The 18,458-nt window shown below is 61.7% G+C and carries 13 protein-coding genes; 5 read left to right on the top strand and 8 right to left on the bottom strand.

The window, feature by feature from the left end; genetic code table 11:
* Nucleotides 1-8 precede the first annotated feature (8 nt).
* Together AC3WLM_RS15230 and AC3WLM_RS15225 are read right to left on the bottom strand one after the other, a co-directional pair.
* The gene (locus AC3WLM_RS15230) at nt 9-938 is read right to left on the bottom strand and encodes a response regulator (protein ID WP_492477841.1); all 930 of its coding nucleotides are present in this window, start codon (nt 936-938) and stop codon (nt 9-11) included.
* Complete coding sequence (locus AC3WLM_RS15225; RefSeq protein ID WP_492477840.1) at nt 928-4,335, bottom strand: hybrid sensor histidine kinase/response regulator; 3,408 nt, start codon at nt 4,333-4,335, stop codon at nt 928-930. Before AC3WLM_RS15225 ends, AC3WLM_RS15230 begins: the two co-directional genes overlap by 11 nt.
* Nucleotides 4,336-4,601: 266 nt before the next feature.
* Between AC3WLM_RS15225 and AC3WLM_RS15220 the strand changes: the two genes are divergently transcribed.
* A complete protein-coding gene (locus AC3WLM_RS15220) occupies nt 4,602-7,058 on the top strand; it encodes a TonB-dependent receptor (RefSeq protein ID WP_492477839.1) in 2,457 nt (818 codons plus the stop codon).
* A 125-nt stretch (nt 7,059-7,183) separates the two neighbouring features.
* On the opposite strand, the gene AC3WLM_RS15215 is transcribed toward AC3WLM_RS15220, so the two are convergent.
* The gene (locus AC3WLM_RS15215; RefSeq protein ID WP_492477838.1) at nt 7,184-8,728 is read right to left on the bottom strand and encodes a sulfotransferase family protein; all 1,545 of its coding nucleotides are present in this window, start codon (nt 8,726-8,728) and stop codon (nt 7,184-7,186) included.
* Nucleotides 8,729-8,868: 140 nt separating this feature from the next.
* On the opposite strand from AC3WLM_RS15215, the gene AC3WLM_RS15210 reads away from it, so the two are divergent.
* From AC3WLM_RS15210 to fumC, 3 genes are read left to right on the top strand one after another with little or no spacing between them, the layout of a single operon-like run.
* Nucleotides 8,869-9,057: a DUF3008 family protein gene (locus tag AC3WLM_RS15210; RefSeq protein WP_193826764.1), complete on the top strand. Its 189-nt coding sequence runs from the start codon at nt 8,869-8,871 to the stop codon at nt 9,055-9,057.
* 3 nt (nt 9,058-9,060) lie between these two features.
* Nucleotides 9,061-9,471 (top strand): low affinity iron permease family protein, encoded by a 411-nt coding sequence (locus AC3WLM_RS15205; protein WP_039333896.1) that lies wholly within the window; start codon nt 9,061-9,063, stop codon nt 9,469-9,471.
* 6 nt (nt 9,472-9,477) lie between these two features.
* Nucleotides 9,478-10,860 (top strand): class II fumarate hydratase, encoded by a 1,383-nt coding sequence (gene fumC, locus AC3WLM_RS15200; RefSeq protein WP_492477837.1) that lies wholly within the window; start codon nt 9,478-9,480, stop codon nt 10,858-10,860.
* Nucleotides 10,861-10,887: 27 nt separating this feature from the next.
* On the opposite strand, the gene ligD is transcribed toward fumC, so the two are convergent.
* Genes ligD through AC3WLM_RS15185 form a run of 3 tightly spaced genes read right to left on the bottom strand, consistent with a single transcriptional unit; the run spans nt 10,888 to nt 14,712 of the window.
* Nucleotides 10,888-13,413 (bottom strand): DNA ligase D, encoded by a 2,526-nt coding sequence (gene ligD, locus AC3WLM_RS15195; RefSeq protein ID WP_492477836.1) that lies wholly within the window; start codon nt 13,411-13,413, stop codon nt 10,888-10,890.
* Between the two features lie 3 nt (nt 13,414-13,416).
* Nucleotides 13,417-14,271 (bottom strand): non-homologous end joining protein Ku, encoded by an 855-nt coding sequence (ku, locus tag AC3WLM_RS15190; protein WP_492477835.1) that lies wholly within the window; start codon nt 14,269-14,271, stop codon nt 13,417-13,419.
* A 57-nt stretch (nt 14,272-14,328) separates the two neighbouring features.
* Entirely contained in the window at nt 14,329-14,712 is a 384-nt protein-coding gene (locus AC3WLM_RS15185; protein ID WP_492477834.1) for a hypothetical protein, read from the bottom strand.
* On the opposite strand from AC3WLM_RS15185, the gene AC3WLM_RS15180 reads away from it, so the two are divergent.
* Nucleotides 14,699-14,956 carry a hypothetical protein gene (locus AC3WLM_RS15180; RefSeq protein WP_492477833.1) on the top strand — a complete coding sequence of 86 codons (258 nt, stop codon included), beginning with the start codon at nt 14,699-14,701 and terminating at the stop codon, nt 14,954-14,956. The genes AC3WLM_RS15185 and AC3WLM_RS15180 overlap by 14 nt on opposite strands.
* Nucleotides 14,957-14,959: 3 nt before the next feature.
* Here AC3WLM_RS15180 and AC3WLM_RS15175 read toward each other — a convergent pair whose 3' ends face one another.
* Together AC3WLM_RS15175 and AC3WLM_RS15170 are read right to left on the bottom strand one after the other, a co-directional pair.
* Nucleotides 14,960-15,970 carry a hypothetical protein gene (locus tag AC3WLM_RS15175; protein WP_062346250.1) on the bottom strand — a complete coding sequence of 337 codons (1,011 nt, stop codon included), beginning with the start codon at nt 15,968-15,970 and terminating at the stop codon, nt 14,960-14,962.
* A gap of 41 nt (nt 15,971-16,011) precedes the next feature.
* Nucleotides 16,012-18,453: a fimbria/pilus outer membrane usher protein gene (locus AC3WLM_RS15170; protein WP_492477831.1), complete on the bottom strand. Its 2,442-nt coding sequence runs from the start codon at nt 18,451-18,453 to the stop codon at nt 16,012-16,014.
* Between the last annotated feature and the right edge of the window lie 5 nt (nt 18,454-18,458).

The raw sequence follows: 18,458 nt of genomic DNA, 5'->3' as shown, positions 1-18,458 counted from the left end.
GCACGGCCTCAGGCAATTGTCCGCACCGCGAAAGCCGCCGCCGCCGCTCGTGTCTCGACGCCCAGCTTCTCGAAAACCTGCTCCAGATGCTTGTTCACCGTGCGCGGGCTGATCCCCAGGATCTCGCTGATCACCCGGTTGGGCTTGCCATAGCTGATCCACAGCAGAACCTCGGCCTCCCGCTGGGTCAGCCCATAACGGTCTCGCAGGCGCTCCAGGTCGGCGCCTTCGCGGATGAGATTCAACCGCACCAGCACCTCCCGCCCCTCGCCCTCGTCGCGACGTACGGGTCCGACGAGGACCAGCTCGACGACCTGCGCCCCGGCCTCGAAACGCAAGGTCGCGTCCGGATTGTCACGCAGGGCCATCAAGCGGGCAACCGGCCCGGCAAAGTCCGGTGGCAACCGATCCCCGCCGCCCATCGACGCCATCAGGTGCTCCACTTGCGGCGTTGCCCAAAGCAGCTGCCCCGCACGGTCCACCGCGAAAAGATGCCTGCCGGTTGCGTCGAGAGCGGACCTTCCCGCCTGCGAGACCCGCGCGCCCGCAAGATGCACCCGCATCCGCGCCAGCAGTTCCTCGATCGCAATGGGTTTGCGGACATAGTCCACTCCGCCCGCGTCCAGCGCCCGGACTGCATGTTCGGTCTCGGTAAGACCGGTCATGAAGATCACAGGGATGTCCGCCAGCCGCGGCTGCTTCTTGATCGCTCGCGTCGTGTCGAACCCGTCCAGTCCCGGCATGATCGCATCGATCAGGATCAGATCCGGAGCAACGTGCTCCAGCAGCTCGAGGGCATTCTCACCATTCGTGGCGATCAGCACGGTCATCCCGGCCCGCTCAATCGTGTCGATCAGGAAGTGCAGGGATTCGGGATTGTCGTCGACGACAAGCACGGTGTCGCGCCCGGCCTGCCCGGCGAAGGTATCACTGAACATTGACGACGCCTCGTCGGAGGGCTTCGCGCAGGCCCTTGAAATCGAAGCATTCGAGACTGGAACGAAGGTGTGCGACGAAGCGGGCTGCATCGGGGACGGCATCCTCAAGCTCTGAGAGGCGGGTCTGGATCGCGCGGACATTGCCGATCCGCGCGAGGCTTTCGATCTCGGGTACAAAAGGCAGTGCTGCAGCCGGCAAGTGCAGTTCCACCGTCGCGGCCGCGGGCGATTTTCGCGGACTGCCATCCTGCACGGTCCAGGTCAGGTCCAACTGCCAGGAAAGCGCATCGAGCAGGCTGTCGAGTTCAATCGGCTTGGTCAGGAACATGTCGTGCGGATCGTGCCCGTCTCCGCCCCGCCTGAACTGGTGCGCGTCGGCCGAAACCATGACTATCCGCAAGGAACCGCCGTGCGCCGCTCGCAGCAGACCGGCCGTCTCCCACCCGGTCTTGCCGGGCATCGAGATGTCCAGGAACACGATGTCGGGCCGCGTCGCAGCAGCCAGCGCGATCGCGGTGTCCCCGTCGCGCGCACCGGTAACAACAAAGCCCAGTGGCCGCAGCAGGTTCTCGATGACCGAAGCCTGCGCTGCATCGTCGTCAACCACCAGCACCCGGCGCCGCTCGCCTTCATACCCGGTAATGACATCCGCGCGATGGCTCTGCACCGGTTGCGTAACCGGCCGGGAAAGCATCAGCCGCAGGGCAAACCGTGTGCCCTCCCCCAGCGTGCTGTCGACGGTCAGGTCTCCGCCCATCACGTGCACCAGCGTCGAGGTGATCGCGAGGCCAAGACCTATCCCCGGCTGCCCCGCCACGGAATTGCTGTTCCCCCGCTCGAACGCGCCGAAGATACGGTCCATGTCCTCGGGCGCGATGCCGATGCCGGTGTCGATCACCTCGAACGTCGCGATCTCGCCGCGCCAGCCGATGCGGAAGGTCACCGAGCCGGCCGGCGTGAACTTGATCGCGTTCGAGATCAGGTTGATCAGCACCTGCCGCAACCGCTTCTGGTCGCCCCGCACGAACTCGGGCAGTTGCCTGGGCGTCTCCAGGCGGAACATCAGCCCCTTGGCCTGCGCCTGCGGCCGGAACATGTTGGCGATCTGCTCGACAAACGCCGGCAACCGGATGGTATCGCGCGACAAGCGCAGCACGCCAGCCTCGACCTGTGCAATATCCAGCAGCCCGTCGACCAGATTGGAAAGGTGCTCGCTCGACCGGCAGATGACCTTGCCCACCTCGCCCGGATTCAGGTCGCTCCCGCGCTCCAGCAATTGCGCGTAGCCGTAGATCGAATTGAGCGGCGAGCGTATCTCATGGCTCACCGAAACGAGGTAGCGGCTCTTGGCGGCGTTGGCGTTCTCAGCCACCTCGCGAGCCTTCTGCAGCGCAGCGTCGGTCGCTTCATGCGCGACGATCTCCTGCTCCAGTTCCCCCAGATGCCGCCGCGTCTCGTCCAGCGCGGCCCGCCGGCTTTCATGCGCCAGCACGATGAACCAGGAGCCCACGCCCGACATGAAGAAGAACACCAGGAACACCGCAAACAGGATCGACCAGACGTGGGTCGAAAGTGCCGGATAGTAGCGCGCATACTCGCGTCCGATCAGGCCCAGCACCAGCATGTTGGCCAGCGTGAACGCTCCGGCCACGCCAACGAAATGCCCGGTGGTGGTGTGGACATGGCGCGCCAGGACGCGCGGCAGCAGGCGCTCGGCGATGTTGGTGAACTGCTCGGTGGCGCGGGCACCCTGCTTGCAGGCATCGTGGCACCGCGTCTCCAGCGTGCAGCACAGCGAACAGATCGCGCCGGAATAGAACGGACAATGTGCAGTATCGGCTCGCTCGAACCTATTCTCGCAGATCACGCAGGCGACCCGCGCCGGAGCCCCGTCCTCTCTCCTGCGGGCAAGATAATAGCGCCCGTGCGTAAGCCCGGCGAGCAGCGGCGCGGCAAGGCATGCCACGACCAGCCCGATGACCGGCGAAAAGGCCTGCGCCACTTCCCCCGCAAATCCGAGCTGGCATACCGCCGAAGCGATCAGCGACAACAGCATCGCCCCGATGCCGACAGGGTTCACATCATAGAGGTAAGCCCGCTGAAACTCGGGGTCGGCCGGGTTGAGCCGCAAGGCCCGTGACACCACAAGGTCCGCCGCGAGTGGTCCGATCCAGCTTGCTGCAAGGCTTGCATAGAGGATCATCACCACGTCGAACGAACGGGTGATGCCAAAGAACAGCAGCATGGCTGCCAGCCCGACATTGAACAGCAGCCAGACATGGCGGGAAGAGTACCCCTGCGTCAGCCGCGCAAACAGGTTCGACCACGCAACCGACCCGGCAAAGGCGTTGGTCAGGTTCGCACGCGTCTGACAGACCACCGCGAACAGCAGCACCAGCAGCACCCCCGCCTCGCGGCCACCTCCGATGGCGGCGAAAGCCTGCACGTGGATGCGACTGACTGATGCCGCGGCATCGGGCGCAATTCCCCGGCCAATCGTCCAGGCTGCCAGCACCCCGCCGATGGCCATTTTCAGGCCGCCAATCACGACCCAGCCCGAACCGCCGAGCAGCACCGCGCTCCACCATCGCTGCACCCCGATCTGCTCCGGCGGAGGCAGGAAGCGCAGGTGCCCGGCCTGTTCACCGATCCGCGGCAGCAGCGAGAGCATGACCGAAAGCGCAAAACCGAACGAAACGAGGGCAGAGCGTGGCGCGTATACCCCGTTGAACCCGCTCCACACGTCTCCGACGTCGCCAATTTTCCAGGCAATGTAGGCAACCGGCACCAGTTGCAGCGCAAGCCACATGGGCTGCGTCCACGCCTGAAAACGTGCGATGAAACGCATGCCCTGGAGCGCCAGCGGCACCACGACGAAAGTCGCGACAAAGTAACCGAACTCGAGCGGCAAGCCCGTCGCCTGCCGCAGCGCGTCAGCAAGGATACTCGCTTCGAGCGCGAGCAACAGGAAGGTGAAGGTGGCGTAGATGAGCGTGCTGATGGTCGAACCGAGGTAGCCAAAGCCATTCCCGCGCGAGATCAGATCGACATCGATCCCTCGCCGCGCAGCATTCAGGGTTATCGGAAGACCGATCAGGAGCAGGATCAGGCAACCCGTAACAATCGCCGCAATGCCGACCTTGAGGCCGTACAGCACGGTGATGGCCGCTCCGATTGCCTCGTAGACCAGCGAGGAACTCGTCCCCAGCGCTGCTGCCACCACGCGCGAAGCCGGGCCTTGTCGCGCTTCCTCACCGGTATGGCGATGTGCGAAGTCATCGAGCGTCTGGACCGCCGCCCACTGATTGTAGGAGCGACGCTCGGGAACGATCGTCGTGGAGCGCGACATGCCCGATGCAGCCGCCCGTCCCGCAGAATCCAGCCTGGCTCGTTCCATGCAGGTGATAGTGGCCAAGACCGCGCCGTCAGAGGATGGGCCGATCTACGTACACCCAAAGGTGCGAACCCGCCCCGAAGGCCGCTGCAGTACGTCAAATGACCCATAGTCGCGCGGCATGCAGCGGTTAGCTTCGCCCCATTCCGGATCGAATACCGGGGAGAAATGCATCGGCGTCGCGAACAGAGCTCAAGCCAGAGCCAGCGCTGCACCGAAGGCGAGGGTGACTGAAGCCACAAGAGACAAAACAACAAAGTGAGGGTTTCATGACGTTTTCCCTGAAGCGCGCAGCGCTCCTTTCAGCCAGCGCGCTGGCCAGCATCGCGGCTCTTCCTGCTGTCGCACAGGAAGCCCCGGCCGCCGACGGCGCCGAAGTTTCAGCCGAAGCTGACGCTGCAAGCGAGGGCGGCACCATCGTCGTCACTGCCACGCGCCGGGCCGTTTCTCTCCAGGATGTTCCGATCAACATCACTGCAGTCGGTGGTGCCGAACTGACGGAAAAGCGCATCGACGATGTCCGTGGCCTCGCAGCCTTCACTCCCGGCCTCACGATCCTCGACACCGGTCCGCGTTCTACCGGCTCGATCGTGATGCGCGGCCTTTCTGCCGCGGACGTCGGTGTGACCGGGAACAACTCCGACAACGCCGTCGCCATCTATCTTGGCGAGGTGCCGCTCTACCAGGATTTCAAGCTCCTCGACATTGCGCGCGTTGAAACGCTGCTTGGCCCGCAAGGCACCCTGTACGGCGTCGGAACCCTTGCCGGTGCTATCCGCTACATCCCCAACCGACCGGACCCGACACGCTGGTCGGCCAGCTTCCACGGCCGTGTCTATGACGTGGCGCAGGCAGACGATCCTGGCTTCCAGGCCGACGCCACGATCAACATTCCGATCATTACCGACAAGGTCGCATTGCGCTCGACGGTCGGGTACTACAACGATCCGGGCTTCATCGATTATGTCGCGCTGTTGCGCGAACCGGGCGTCTCACTACCCCAGCCTGGCGGCCCGACCACGTCGCGCACCGATCCGCTCGGAACCCCGGAGCAGATTGCAGCCAACCTCTATACCTACAAGGATGCCAACTTCGAGCATACCTTCACCACCCGCAACACGCTCGCGCTGTTTCCCTCGGAAACCATTGGCATCTACATCAACTATGCTTTCCAGGACACGTCGACCAACGGTCGTCAGGTCAATGGCGCCGGCGTCTTCGGGACCGGTCGATACGAAGCGGTTTCGCGCTATCTGGAACCGTCAAGGCGCAAGGTCCACCTGGTCAGCGGCGAAGTCCAGATCGAGTTGGGCGACATTGCCCAGATGGTCTCGGCAACCGCCTATTCGCATCAGAAAATCCGCAGTTCAGCAGACGTTACCGACCTTCTGCTCGACCTCGATTATGGCTATGAACTGTTTCCGCAGTTCTCGGGCTTCACCCGCTCGGCAACCGACATCAAGCAGTTCAACCAGGAAGTGCGCTTCGTCTCCACGCACGGCGGACCGTTCAGCTGGGTGGTCGGCGGGTTCTACAACGAGCGCAAGACCAAGGGCACATACCGAGAAGTGACCCCCGGCCTGCCCGAATTCTACTTCGGCCCGGTAACCTATTCGCCCGCCTATCCCGAGCCGATCGAGTACGCGAGCTTCAACAACAGCAAGATCATCGAAAAGGCCATATTCGGCGAAGGTACCTTCGAGATCACGCCGCAGTGGCAGGTTACCGCCGGTGGCCGCTATTTTGATTATGATGCAAAGACGGACGGTGGCATTTCACTGCCTCTGCTCGAACCGGTACCGGTGCTGCGCTTTGATACGGGCGGCGGTGACTCCGGCCAGGACGGCGTGGTGTGGAAGTTCAACACGTCATTCAAGATCACGCCAGACCTGATGGTCTACGGGACCTACAGCGAAGGGTATCGCATCGGAGGTCCAAACAGCGTCCCGCCTTGCCCTGAAGACCTTGAAGACGTCCAGAACGCCTGCGCTTTGCCGAACGAACAGTTCTACGGTCCGGACAAGACCCAGAACAAGGAAATCGGCATCCGCGCCACGCTGTTTGGCGGCAAGCTTCAGACCACGATTTCCGGCTACCACATCAAGTGGGAAGGCATCCAGCTCGCCTCGCAAACGCAATACGGCATCGCCGGAATCACTGCCAACGGGGGCTCTGCGGTATCGAAGGGCATCGAAGCCACCTTCAATGCCAAGCCGGACGACGGGGTGACCATCACCGGCAGCTACTCCTACAATGACTCACGGTTGACCGAGGACGTGGTCGGCCTGCTGACAATCCGCAACCAGAACCTCAATCGGCGGCCCAAGAACATTCGCGTCACCGTCTTCGATGGCGATCGCCTGCCGGGCACGGCACGGCATACCGCAAGCCTCGGCATGACTTACGACATGAACCTCGGTCCTGACGCGGTTCTTTCGACCAACTTTACCGCCACCTACCAGGGCGAAGTCCTTTCGCGCATCGGTGGCCGCGCCGGGGGCGAAACCATTCCCGATTACCTCCTGGCCCGAGCGTCGATCGGCTACCGCCGCGACAAGTACGAGGTCCGCATCTACGCAGACAATCTGTTCAACACTTACGCAATATCGTCGGTCGGCGAAGACCGTTCGCGCCGCATCATCAACGATGGCATCGTCTCGCGCTATTACAGCAACTCGGTCATCGCCCCCCGCAAGGTCGGCATCGAGTACTTCCTGAGGTTCTGAATATCGGGCCGGTCTGTTTCAGCAGACCGGCCGCTTGTCCTGCCATGGACGCCAAGAGTTCCTGCGAAGACTGGGCCGCCCGTCGCAAGACAGGCGGCCCTTTTTTCGTCATCAACCCTGTCTGGTCAATCGAGCGGTATGCCATTCGCGGCGAAGAATTCCATGACCTCGCCAAGGTGCCTTTCATGGTCCCGCCACCGGCCAACCGATCCCGTATTGATCGGCTGGCGCACCTGTTGCGCGCTTGGCGTGGACACGGCTGCTTCGTTCCGGTGGAAGTCGAGGCAGGCCGGATCCCATTCAAGCCCGCAGTGAGTCAGCAGCTTGCGGGTCTCAGTCTCCTGATCCGCAACCAGCCATTCATAGGTAACCTCATGAATTCGGCCCGGAAAGCGCTGGCGCCAGAACGCCATCAAGCGCTGGAACAGAAGCACATAGCGCGCCGTGTCCATCAGATCGTAGGACCAGCGATAGTAGGGCGAACCCAAGGCGAACAGGTGCTTGTAGTTGCTCCACACACTGTCCATCGCCCCGCGCCGCAGACAGACGATGCTCGCATGCGGCAGCGCCTGGAGGATGTATCCTATGTACAGGAAATTCAGAGGAAACTTGTCGGTAAACCGGGGCACGGAGGCCCCGGCATTCTGACGCGCACGAGCGAGATAGAGCTCCCCCATCTTCTGCGCCGAAACGCCCCGGCTCGCCTCCACTGTCGCCGGGTCGAGGACCAGCCGCGATGATGTCCCGGACAATTGCTTCACCGCCAGCGGCATGGCCTGAAGCTCCCCGGCAGAAGTCACGTCGGCATGCGAGGACAGGATCCTGTCGACCAGGGTCGTGCCGGTGCGAGGCAGTCCGACGACAAAGATCGGTGCGTCGCCGAGGCGGCTTTCGTTGGCCAGTGGCAGGTCGCGGACGAAGGTGCGGCGGATGATCTCGAACAGCGCCTGATCGGTCTCGAACTGGTAGCCGAGGTTGGCCCTGTGCCTCGCGTTGGCCAGGGAGAGTTGTGCGTTTGCCTCGTCGAGTTGCCCTTCTGCCTCGTAGAGTTGGAAAGCGGCATAGCGCAGCCTGACTTCCTCTTCGGGATCGGGATTTTGCGACAAGGCAGCCGCAATCCGGGCGATTCCAGCCCCGGCGGAGGCTCGGCGCAGTCCTGCAAGGGCAAGATGCGCCCGGCCATGACCGGGCTCGCGCGCAAGTATGGCCTCATAGGCGCGGGCAGCTTCGTCAACTCGGCCGAAGAACCCCAGTGTGCTGCCAAGATTGAACTGGAATTCAATCACTTCCGGGGCAGACGCCACGGCCTTTTCGAACAAGGGCAGCGCCTCGTCATGCGCGCCAAGGCGGGCAAACACGCAGCCGATCGTGTCCAGCACCAGCGGCTCCGAACTCCCTGCATCTACTGCCCGCCGCGCCGCGGCAAGTGCATCGGCCTCCCGCCGGGCCAGAAGAAAAAATCTCGCCTGTTGAGCAAGATACTCGGCGTTGCTGGGTTCGGCTCTGAGCACTGCCCCAATCGCCTTCAGCGCATCGGCAACGCGCCCGCTCTCCGCCAGAGCAACTGCGGCAACGAACCCGGCCTCGACGTCGTGCGGATTGGCCGCAAGCGCCTCTCCCGCCTTGACCAGAGCCTCGGAAATTCGCCCCGAGCCAAGCAGTTGTCGCAATGATGAACCCGCCGCCATAGTTGAAGCCTAGCTCCACGCACGACGGCAGGCGCTACGCAAATCGGCGCAGTTGCGGGCCGGGATTTCGGAACGGCAAACCTGCCCGAACGTTCACGTCGGGAACAATTCGGAGAACGACGATGCCAGCCAAATCAGCTGCCCAACAGAAAGCCGCCGGCGCTGCACTGTCGGCCAAACGTGGCGAGACCGACAAGGACGACCTCAAAGGTGCATCTCGATCGATGGAAAAATCGATGACCGAGAAGGAGTTGGAGGAGCTGGCCGCGACAAGTCGCAAAGGCAAGCCAGAGCACGTGCGCAAGGATTGATCGGTGGATCAGGCTTTCACCGCCGTTGCCAACCGGGTTTCCGGATGGGCCGGACGCCCCGCAACCTTCGTCATCGCGCTCGCCATCATCATCGGCTGGGGCTTGAGCGGCCCATTGTTCCAGTGGAGTGATACGTGGCAGCTCGTGGTCAACACCGGCACTACGATCATCACCTTCCTCATGGTTTTTCTGATCCAGAACAGCCAGAACCGCGATGCTGCCGCCATGCAGGCGAAGCTGGACGAGCTGATCCGTGCGGTAGACAAGGCCCGCGAAGGCTTTGTCGGCATCGAACATCTCACCGATGACGAGATCTGCCGACTGCGATCTGCGCTTGAACGCGAAGTTGGTGCATCGACCGACAAGCAGGGTACAGCAGACGAGACAGTGGAGCGACTGCTCGACCGAACCTGACCGGAGATGCGAATGCAGCGTATCGAGAGCGACAGCCTGGGCGAAGTGCGCGTGCCGGCCGAGACCTACTGGGGCGCACAAACGCAACGCAGCATCGACAATTTCCCGTTCGGTTCAATGGAGCGGATGCCCTTGGGGGTGGTGCATGCGCTGGGTCTCATCAAGCAAGCCGCCGCCCGGGTGAACCGTCGGCATGGGCTTGCCAGCAATCTTGCCAGCGCCATCGAGCAGGCTGCGGCCGAAGTCGCATCCGGAAAACTTGATGACCATTTCCCCCTGGTGATCTGGCAAACCGGCAGCGGAACGCAGACCAACATGAATGCGAACGAGGTCATCGCGGGTCGTGCCAACGAGATGCTTTGCGGTGAACGCGGCGGCAAGAGTCCGGTGCACCCCAACGATCACGTGAACATGGGGCAATCCTCGAACGATACCTTTCCCACCGCGCTGCATGTGGCGGCGGTGCAAGCGCTGAACGCCGAATTGGTCCCCGCCCTGAACAAGCTTTCCGGTGCGCTCGCTGGATGTGCGATAGCGTGGAAGGGTCTGGTCAAGATCGGACGCACCCACCTGCAGGATGCCACGCCACTGACTCTCGGACAGGAGTTTTCGGGCTACGCACAGCAGCTCCGCAATGCGCACGATCATCTGCGACACATCGAGCTGCACCTGCTTCGACTGGCACAAGGCGGAACGGCGGTTGGCACCGGGCTGAACGCACCTGCTGGCTTTGCCGAAGAGATCGCTGCGGAAGTAGCCGACCTTACGGGAAAACCCTTCAGCACGGCGCCCAACAAGTTCGAGGCGCTGGCTTCGAACGATGCGCTGGTCCAGCTTTCAGGAACCCTGTCGACGCTGGCGGTGGCGCTGACCAAGATTGCCAATGACATCCTTCTGCTTGCCTCCGGTCCACGCTCGGGCCTCGGTGAACTGGAGCTTCCGGCCAACGAGCCGGGCAGTTCCATCATGCCCGGCAAGGTCAATCCGACACAGGCAGAGATGCTGACAATGGTTTGCGCGCAAGTGATCGGGAACCATCAAGCCGTGACCGTTGGGGGAATGCAGGGGCACCTGGAGCTCAACGTCTTCAAGCCCATGATCGGGGCTGCGGTGCTGCGCTCGATGCACCTTCTGGCGGTCGGAATGGAAAGCTTTGCCAAACGCTGTGTCGAAGGGATCGAACCGAACCGACAGCGCATTGCGGAACTGGTCGAACGCTCGCTCATGCTGGTGACCGCGCTTGCCCCCGAAATCGGCTACGACAATGCCGCGAAGATCGCCAAGCACGCGCACCAGGAGAATCTGAGCCTGAGAGAAGCTGCGCTGGCCCTAAACCTGATCGACGAACCGACGTTCGATCGCCTGATACGTCCAGAGAACATGGTGTAACGGATTATTACCGCGCGCGGGAAAGCCTCACACGTCAGGAAGTGATTGCTCTGCGACTCCCCATCCTCGCAGCAGCTTGCCCTCGCTTCGCTTCAGCAGGGCGGCTGCGTCCGAAATAGTGAAAGTGCTGGCCTTGTCGAAATCGTCGAGTTCGTTCCAATCGATCGGCGCTGCAACCGGAGCATTGGCGCGTGCCCGGGCGGAATAGGGCATCACTGCCGTGCTGCCGCGCTGGTTGCGCAACCAGTCGACAAAAATTCGGCCCTTGCGCTTGGCCTTGCTCATGTTGGCAACGTAGTGCTCAGGGTCGGCCATACCGAGCGCCTTGGCAAAACGCTCGGCAAAGCTGGCGTGTGCCTCCCAGGAATGATCGCGACGCAGGGGAACGACGACGTGAACGCCCTTCCCGCCCGAAAGCATCGCAAAGCTTACCAGACCGAGATCAGACAGGCGTGACCGGATATCATTCGCCGCACGTTTGACGTCCGCAAAATCAAGTCCCTCGTCAGGGTCCAGATCGATGACCATGCGGTCCGGCGCTTCGACATCATCGGTTCGTGCGCACCACCCGTGGAATTCAATGGTGCCCATCTGGACGCAGGTGAGAATGCCCGCAGCATCGTCGACATAAAGATAGTCTTCGCTATCGCCATCCTTCTCGCGGATCGGGACATGATGGACATGTTCGCCGAACGAGCCGCTATCATGCTTCTGGAAGAAGCACTGCTTTGCCCTCCCCTGCGGACAACGCACGAGGCTGACCGGACGATTGGCGAGAAACGGGAGCATCGCTGGAGCAAGCTGAGCGTAGTAGTCTGCAAGATTGCCCTTGGTCTGCCCGCTCTCGGGAAAGATCACCCGCGAGCGGTTGCTTATCGCGATGATCTCCGTCGGGCTCTCGATCCGGACAGGTTTCTCTGGCATCACGTCCTCGGCCTCCTTGTCTTCGCGCAAGCCGACGAAGCTGGCATGGCGGACCCTGCCTTCGCCGGTGAACTCGGCAAAGGCAATTTCGGCAACGAGCACCGGTTCGAGCCACGACGCCCCGCGAGCTTCGGCCTTGGGCACTTCGAGCGCGCGGTCTTCTCGCCTCAGCGATTCAAAACGGGCGGCCAATTCATCAAGCAGATCTTCATTGAACCCCGTGCCGACCTTTCCCTTGTAGACCAATACGTCAGCTTCTCGCTGCGCCAGCAGGAGCGACGCGAAGGGCCGACGGCGGGCATTCGATTTCGTCATGCCGACGATGATGAATTCCTGGCGGAGGATGCACTTGACCTTCAGCCAGTTTTGCGTCCGCTTTGGCAGATAGGGTGCGTCAGCCCGCTTGGCGATGATGCCCTCTTGCCCGGCGCGGCACATTGCCTCCAGCAGCTTCTCGCCCCCGCCAATGATGTGATCGGCGATGTGAATTGGCGGAGGAGCGTCGGCCAAGAGGCCGGCAAGCCGTTGCTTGCGCTCCACATTGGACAGCGGTTTCAGGTCCTCGCCGTCAAGTTCAAGGAGATCGAATGCATGGAAGGAAAGAGCATCTTCTTCGCCCTGTTCGCCATGGCCACGCTTCAGCACGGCTTGCAGGCGCGAGAAATCCGGGTTGCCTTCGGCGTCCGAGGCCGTGATCTCGCCATCGATCAGGCATGAAGGCAGATCGAGGCTTGCGAAGTGGCAGATCAGTGGGGAGAACTTCTCGGACCAATCGAGGCCACTGCGGGTGAACACCCTTACATTCTTGCCTTTTGCAGCGATGAGGGCCCGATAGCCGTCGAACTTGATTTCATGGAGCCACTGGCGTCCTTCAGGCACACTGTCGACCAATGTTGCAAGCTGGACTGGTTGAAACGCTGACAGTGGTGCGTTGCTGCGCTTCTTGCGCGGTGACTTGGCCTTGGACATCCGCGCATTGTGCTTGCTTGCTGCTTGCATCTCGGCCGCGAAGTCCGCTCCCCGCTTCCCCTTCAGCGAATGACTCGAACGTTTGTCGGCGGCGATTTCGGCCATGGTCCGCCCGGTAAGCACGCTGGTGAGCGCGCGTTCCACGAGAATATCTCCCTCTGCAGCAAACGCGTCATCGATCTTGCGCAGCAGCCAGTTTTCGCGCTTCTCGTTGCCCCGCTTCTTCAGGCGGATGAGAAGCCATTCGCCTTTCATCCGCTCGCCATCAAGACGGAAATGCAGATGTCCGTCTTCAAGGTCCTTCGCGCTTTTGCCCTCGATCGGTGCCCAGGTCCCGCGATCCCACAACATCACGGTTCCGCCGCCATACTCGCCTTCGGGTATGGTGCCTTCGAACTCGGCGTAGCTCAGCGGGTGATCCTCGGTCTGCACGGCAAGGCGCTTGTCCTCCGGATCTGGACTGGGGCCGCGCGTTACCGCCCAGCTCTTCAGTACCCCGTCAACTTCGATGCGGAAGTCCCAGTGAAGCCGCGTGGCGTCGTGCTTCTGAACGATGAAGAGGTTGCCAGTCTTGCTTGATGCCTTTTTGCCCGAAGGTTCTCCCGTGCGGGTAAAATCGCGCTTGGCGTTGTAGGCTGCGAGGGGATCGCGGGCGGCCATCGCTCAGGCCCGCTTGCGGCGCGTTGGAGATGCGCGTTTGCGGGGTCTGCCCTCGTCGGCGTCTTCGTCGTCGTGTCCCAGCGATTGCTTGAGCGCTGCCATCAGGTCGATAACGTTGCCACCACGCGGAGCCTCGTCAGCATCGGGATCCTCGATAATGCGCTCCCCCTTCGCCTTGATCTTTTTTTCGATCAGCGCGTGGAGTGCATCGACATAGCGGTCATGGAACTTGTCGGGCGCAAACTTCGCCGTCTTCTTCTCGATCAGGCTGGCTGCCAGATCGAGAAGCTCGGGGTCGGCGTCACGTGCGGGAATATCGCGGAACCAGTTGTGCGCGCGCTGTACCTCGTCAGCATAGCGCAGAACCTCGAGGATAAGTCCGCGCCCGCACGGTTTGAGCGAAACGAACTGCTCGCGCCCACGGGCCGAGAGTTGTCCCAGCCCGACAGTTCTCGTCTTTCTGAGCGCCTCACGAAGGACAATGTAGGCATCCTCTGCAAGGTCATCGGCCGGCACGACAAAATAGGGCTTTTCATAATAGAGCACATCGATTTCGTCCGAACCGACAAACTGGACGAGTTCGAGCGTCTTGCGGCTTTCGATGCGCACGGATTCGATCTCCTCGTCATCGAGTAGAACGTAATTGCCGCGTGATACCTCGTAGCCCTTCACGATCTCCTCGCGATCGACTGGACCGACGCCGGGCGCCACTTTCTCGTAGCGGATGCGCTTGCCGCTGGGTTCGTGGATCTGGTGAAAAGAAATGGCCGCACCGCTTCGCGTGGCCGGATAGATTTCGACCGGGATCGAAACCAGGGCAAGGCGCAATTGCCCTTGCCAGTATGCGCGAGCGGCCATGGCGGGCTTCCTTCCGGATCCTGACTGACGCGCGATGATGCGACAGCTTCGCTGGCTCTATGCGCGAATGGCGGATGCGGTTCCCGCAGGGATGAAAGGCGCGTTCAGACTTTTCGAGCGGCTTAGGTAATCAGACTTAGGCAGGTTGCGGAGAAAAAACGTCGGAATCCCGCCATTCCTAAAGCTTTTCCGGAAATTGTTAACCAGAAACCGGAACCCGACGTTGGCGGGCACCGATGCATGATGCCTGAGTGTTAATGGAGATTGCATCATGATTTCTGGCAGGATGGCGGCCTTGGCGCTTGCCTCGTTGGGTACAATGGCCGCAGGCAGTGCGGTGCATGCATCGCAAGGGTCCGCATCGATCACTATCACTGGACAAGTGCCGTTGGTTTGCCGCGTTGCGGTGGACAACAGCGCCAGCGCAATGCTCAGCGCCAATGGCAACAAGAGCGAACTGCGCGAGTTCTGCAACAACGGTGCAGGTTACCGGGTGATAGCGACCTATTCCAAGCAGCTTGCTGCGGGCCGACTGATCGTTGATGGCCGCACAATTGCCCTCGATGGTTCAGGCGAAGTCGTTATCAGTGACGTGAGCCACGCCGCTGCAACAACGCGCTCGATAGCGATTGAAGCTGACGGCAAGGCTGCTGGCTCGATCCGCTTCCGCATCGAGCCACGCTGACTTTCATAGCGGGATGCTGCCGCAGTCCGTTGGTGCAACTGATCCAGCAACGAGCGGAGTGATCGTGACGACCAGGTTCTCCGAATAGTTCGGGGAGATCGCCTTGGTCGCTCCGCCATCGATCAGGGTTCCTTGCACTGGCAGACGGTCTTCGACCGCATCGCCAATCCCGGCGCGTGCGCATGTCTGGCTGATGGGCGACGTACTCGTGGGAGAACGGCTTTGCCCGAGGAAGCGGACGGAATAGCGGATCTGCTGGCTGCTGTCCGTCGTCGAGGCGCCACTTGGGGTCAGGACAAACGGCTGGGCATCGCCCGGCATGACGCCGAGCGTGACGGTGTAGGGCCCCGAGCTTTGCACGCGAACGTGGTTTGACGCAGAAGTCTTTACAGTGGGCGCCTGAACATTCGAAACTTGGGCAAGCTCGCCGAAATCGAGAGCGGTGCCAACGAAGCTAGCGCGAAGTGCGCTCAACACATTCACGTTGATCGAGATGGCGGCCGCACTGTCGATCGGCGTCAGGACATCGTTCAAACCGCCCGTGCCCTTGCAGACGTAGCGAATTCCGAACTGGATGAGGCCGCCAGCCGTCAGATCGACGTTGGCAGGTACGGTTACCCGCAGGTTGATCTGTAGCGTATCCGGCTGCGCAGCCCCACCGAACTGCACGGCAATCTGGCCGGTCTGAATATTGGAAATGGTCGGGAGATTGCTTGGCACCGCGTTGGAATCGTACAGCACGTCAAAGTAGGTACCGCCACCCGGCACGGTCGCCTGCACCTGATAGGCAGGGCTTCCCGCCGGCTTCGTCAACACGAAATAGGCTTCCTGCGTCTTCTTCCCGCCGCCTGCCGTAACGCGCGTAAGCGTTAGCGGAATATCGACCGACTGCAGGCCGGACGACGCAAACGGATCGTACTGGATGGACGTGCTTCCGCCGCTGCCGGTAACACCGCAGTTGGACTGAGCCTGGGCACTCTGGGCAGCAGTGACCATCAAGACAACTGCAGCCATCGCCAGAAAAGTGCGTAGGCGTGACATCCCGGTCCAACTTTTCATTTCTTCTCTACCGCCTTTATCTCCCCAAGCTGGACAACTCCCGTAGCCTTCTGGGGGATTTCGATTTCGAATGTGGAGCGCGCAGCATCGAGCATTTCGACGCGCCATTTTCCGGGCGCCAGTCCGGTCGCGCCGAAGCGGCCCTGGCGGTTGGTGAACACGGTCTGCGCGGGACGCTCCGGGTGTGCCACTTCCGTGGCCGTTCCGCTGACCAACGAGACCGGCTGGCCATCAAGATCGAGCATGATGCCGAGGGCTGTGACATTATAGTCAGAGCCGACGGTGACGACGTATCCGCTGCGGTAGGATGGGAATACGCGGAAGGAACCTTGGCCAATGTCTGTGCCAGGAGGCGCATTCCGTACATCAAGCGGCACCGTGCGCTCGGAATAGGAAGGCAGGCTTGGCATCGTGGCCGAGCGCAAGCTACCGCTATTTGCAGCGTTGCCGAAGGTTGACGCGTCTACCACGATGTCAGCCTTGCCAAGGCTTCGGTGCGGCCGCACGATCGCAAAGCTGTCAAAGATGGGGCGGCCAAGCGAAACTGCACCATCGGCAAGGGCCAGCGAGGTGCCCAAGCGGAAAGTGCTGCGCTGGTTCTGACTGTCGCCGAAACCGCGCGTGTATGTTCCGAAGTGGCTAAAGCCAAGCTCCGCGCGATTGGCGAAATAATTGGCGTTCACCGAGACGCCTGCCCCGTTGTCCGAGCGTTCGACATCGGCTGTCACGTTGTAGCTGCCAACGCCGCTACCGCTTAGAGTCTGATAAGATGCGCGGAAGCGGTTGTCGCGGGTGTCAAAGTCGGAGCGGACAGTGGAATAGCGTCCCAGACGGACAATGAGCGAGACAAATCCGCTGAACTCCCGACCGAGCGTGTCTTCCTGGTAGCGCGCCTCTGCGTTCAGCGTTGCGCGGTCTGAAAACCGCCAACCCGCACTCAGACGGTAGTTCTGAACGTTGGGCCTGCCAGTGCGGCCTTTGGAGAAGCGAACATCGGCGCCTCCGAAGAAGCTTGTGGTGAAGGCATGGGTGTAACCGCCACCCAGCTCGTACTTGTAGGGATTGTCAGGGAGGAAGAACGAGACCGGAGCGAAGCGGCGGCTCCGCCGTTCGACAAAAAGGTTAAAGGTATCGCCAAGGCCGCTCGGTCGCTGGATAAGACGCTGGAACGTGGCGTTGAAGGCATGTCCCGACCCGACGCCGTCAACCTTGCTGAAGGATACATTTGTGCCAAGCGTGCCGAACGGCGTGCCGACCACGGCTTCGACCCCGCCCATTCGGCTATCAGCGTCAGCCTGAAAATTGACACCAACAGTCAATGCATCGGTCAGCCCTCGGCGATAGTAGCCCGAGACGATCCAGTCATCGCTGTATCTGGGCCCGCGCGATCCGAATGGAGCCTTCACGCCAGCGTAGAGGCCAAACTCGCTCAGGCCCTTGGCCAGCTGGGTCTGATCGACAAAAAGGTTGAACTGGACGACTTCCGTACGCCCCGTGTCGTCAAGAATGTTCAGCCGAATATCATTGCCGCCCTGCGTGAATGGGAAGTCTCGCAGGTTGTAGTTGCCTGGCGCGAGTTGCAGCCGGCGGACCTGCTGGCCATTGACGATAACCTCAACCGTAGACGCGCGGTCGAGGCGAAAAGCACGGTCACCACGCGGACGCACGACTTGTTGAGGATTGAGGACGCTGTAGGACCGAAAGAACGAGATCCCGGCGATGTCCGGTGCAGACTGGAAGCCACGTGCCTGCGCTTCAAGGTCGCCCGCAGAAATGCGCACCAGGTGCCGGGTGTCATCAAACACGAAACGACTGCCAAGCCTCTGGAAATCGCCACCCAACGCTCCCGGCTGCCAGATCGCATCGCTTTCCGCCACAATCGGGCCGAGGCGTAGCGCGCCATCGACAAGCATGACCGGTTGGCGCAGTCCCTGGCCAAACCCATCCTCCACCAGGTCCAGCGAACTCCGGAGATTGACATAGGCACTGAAGTTTGCCGGCTTCAGAAGTTCGCCAACACGCGATCGATCAAGCGCCGAGACCGAAACGGCCCGCGACGCGCGCCTCTCAGTGGGAATGCTGAATCGCAGTTCGAGCGTGCGTGGATCGTAATCCACGCCAATGCCAACAGGCGCCAGATCTTCTGCACTGACTTGCGTCTTGCCACCAAAGCTCGTCCGCAGACTTTCCAGCACGTCTGGCGCGAGCAACTCGGAAAGAAGCTGTACGACGCGAGCGGCCGGAAATGTCAGGCGGTCGTCGACATCGATCTGCACCGGAACGTCGCCGAGATAGCTCCCACCGTCCTTTGCAGGGACCGTCAGAACCACAGCGCGTCCCGTCGGATTGAGTTTCTGCGAGCGAAATGCCGGAGCGGGCAGTTGATCTGCCAGATTGGCCGCCGCCAGCTTTGTCGCTGGAGCCAGAGGAACGCGCATCCCGG

Source organism: Novosphingobium sp. FW305-C-30-35 (assembly GCF_058783135.1).
Note: the sequence above shows the minus strand (reverse complement) of the source record. Positions and strands in the feature narration are given on the sequence as shown.

Bases quoted from the DNA above. Each gene is read 5' to 3' on its own strand.
- fumC (WP_492477837.1), top strand. From the start codon at position 9,478: ATGCGAATGCAGCGTATCGAGAGCGACAGCCTGGGCGAAGTGCGCGTG.
- ligD (WP_492477836.1), bottom strand. From the start codon at position 13,413: ATGGCCGCCCGCGATCCCCTCGCAGCCTACAACGCCAAGCGCGATTTT.
- AC3WLM_RS15225 (WP_492477840.1), bottom strand. From the start codon at position 4,335: ATGGAACGAGCCAGGCTGGATTCTGCGGGACGGGCGGCTGCATCGGGC.
- AC3WLM_RS15210 (WP_193826764.1), top strand. From the start codon at position 8,869: ATGCCAGCCAAATCAGCTGCCCAACAGAAAGCCGCCGGCGCTGCACTG.
- AC3WLM_RS15170 (WP_492477831.1), bottom strand. From the start codon at position 18,453: ATGCGCGTTCCTCTGGCTCCAGCGACAAAGCTGGCGGCGGCCAATCTG.
- ku (WP_492477835.1), bottom strand. From the start codon at position 14,271: ATGGCCGCTCGCGCATACTGGCAAGGGCAATTGCGCCTTGCCCTGGTT.
- AC3WLM_RS15180 (WP_492477833.1), top strand. From the start codon at position 14,699: ATGCTCAGCGCCAATGGCAACAAGAGCGAACTGCGCGAGTTCTGCAAC.
- AC3WLM_RS15230 (WP_492477841.1), bottom strand. From the start codon at position 938: ATGTTCAGTGATACCTTCGCCGGGCAGGCCGGGCGCGACACCGTGCTT.
- AC3WLM_RS15175 (WP_062346250.1), bottom strand. From the start codon at position 15,970: ATGGCTGCAGTTGTCTTGATGGTCACTGCTGCCCAGAGTGCCCAGGCT.
- AC3WLM_RS15220 (WP_492477839.1), top strand. From the start codon at position 4,602: ATGACGTTTTCCCTGAAGCGCGCAGCGCTCCTTTCAGCCAGCGCGCTG.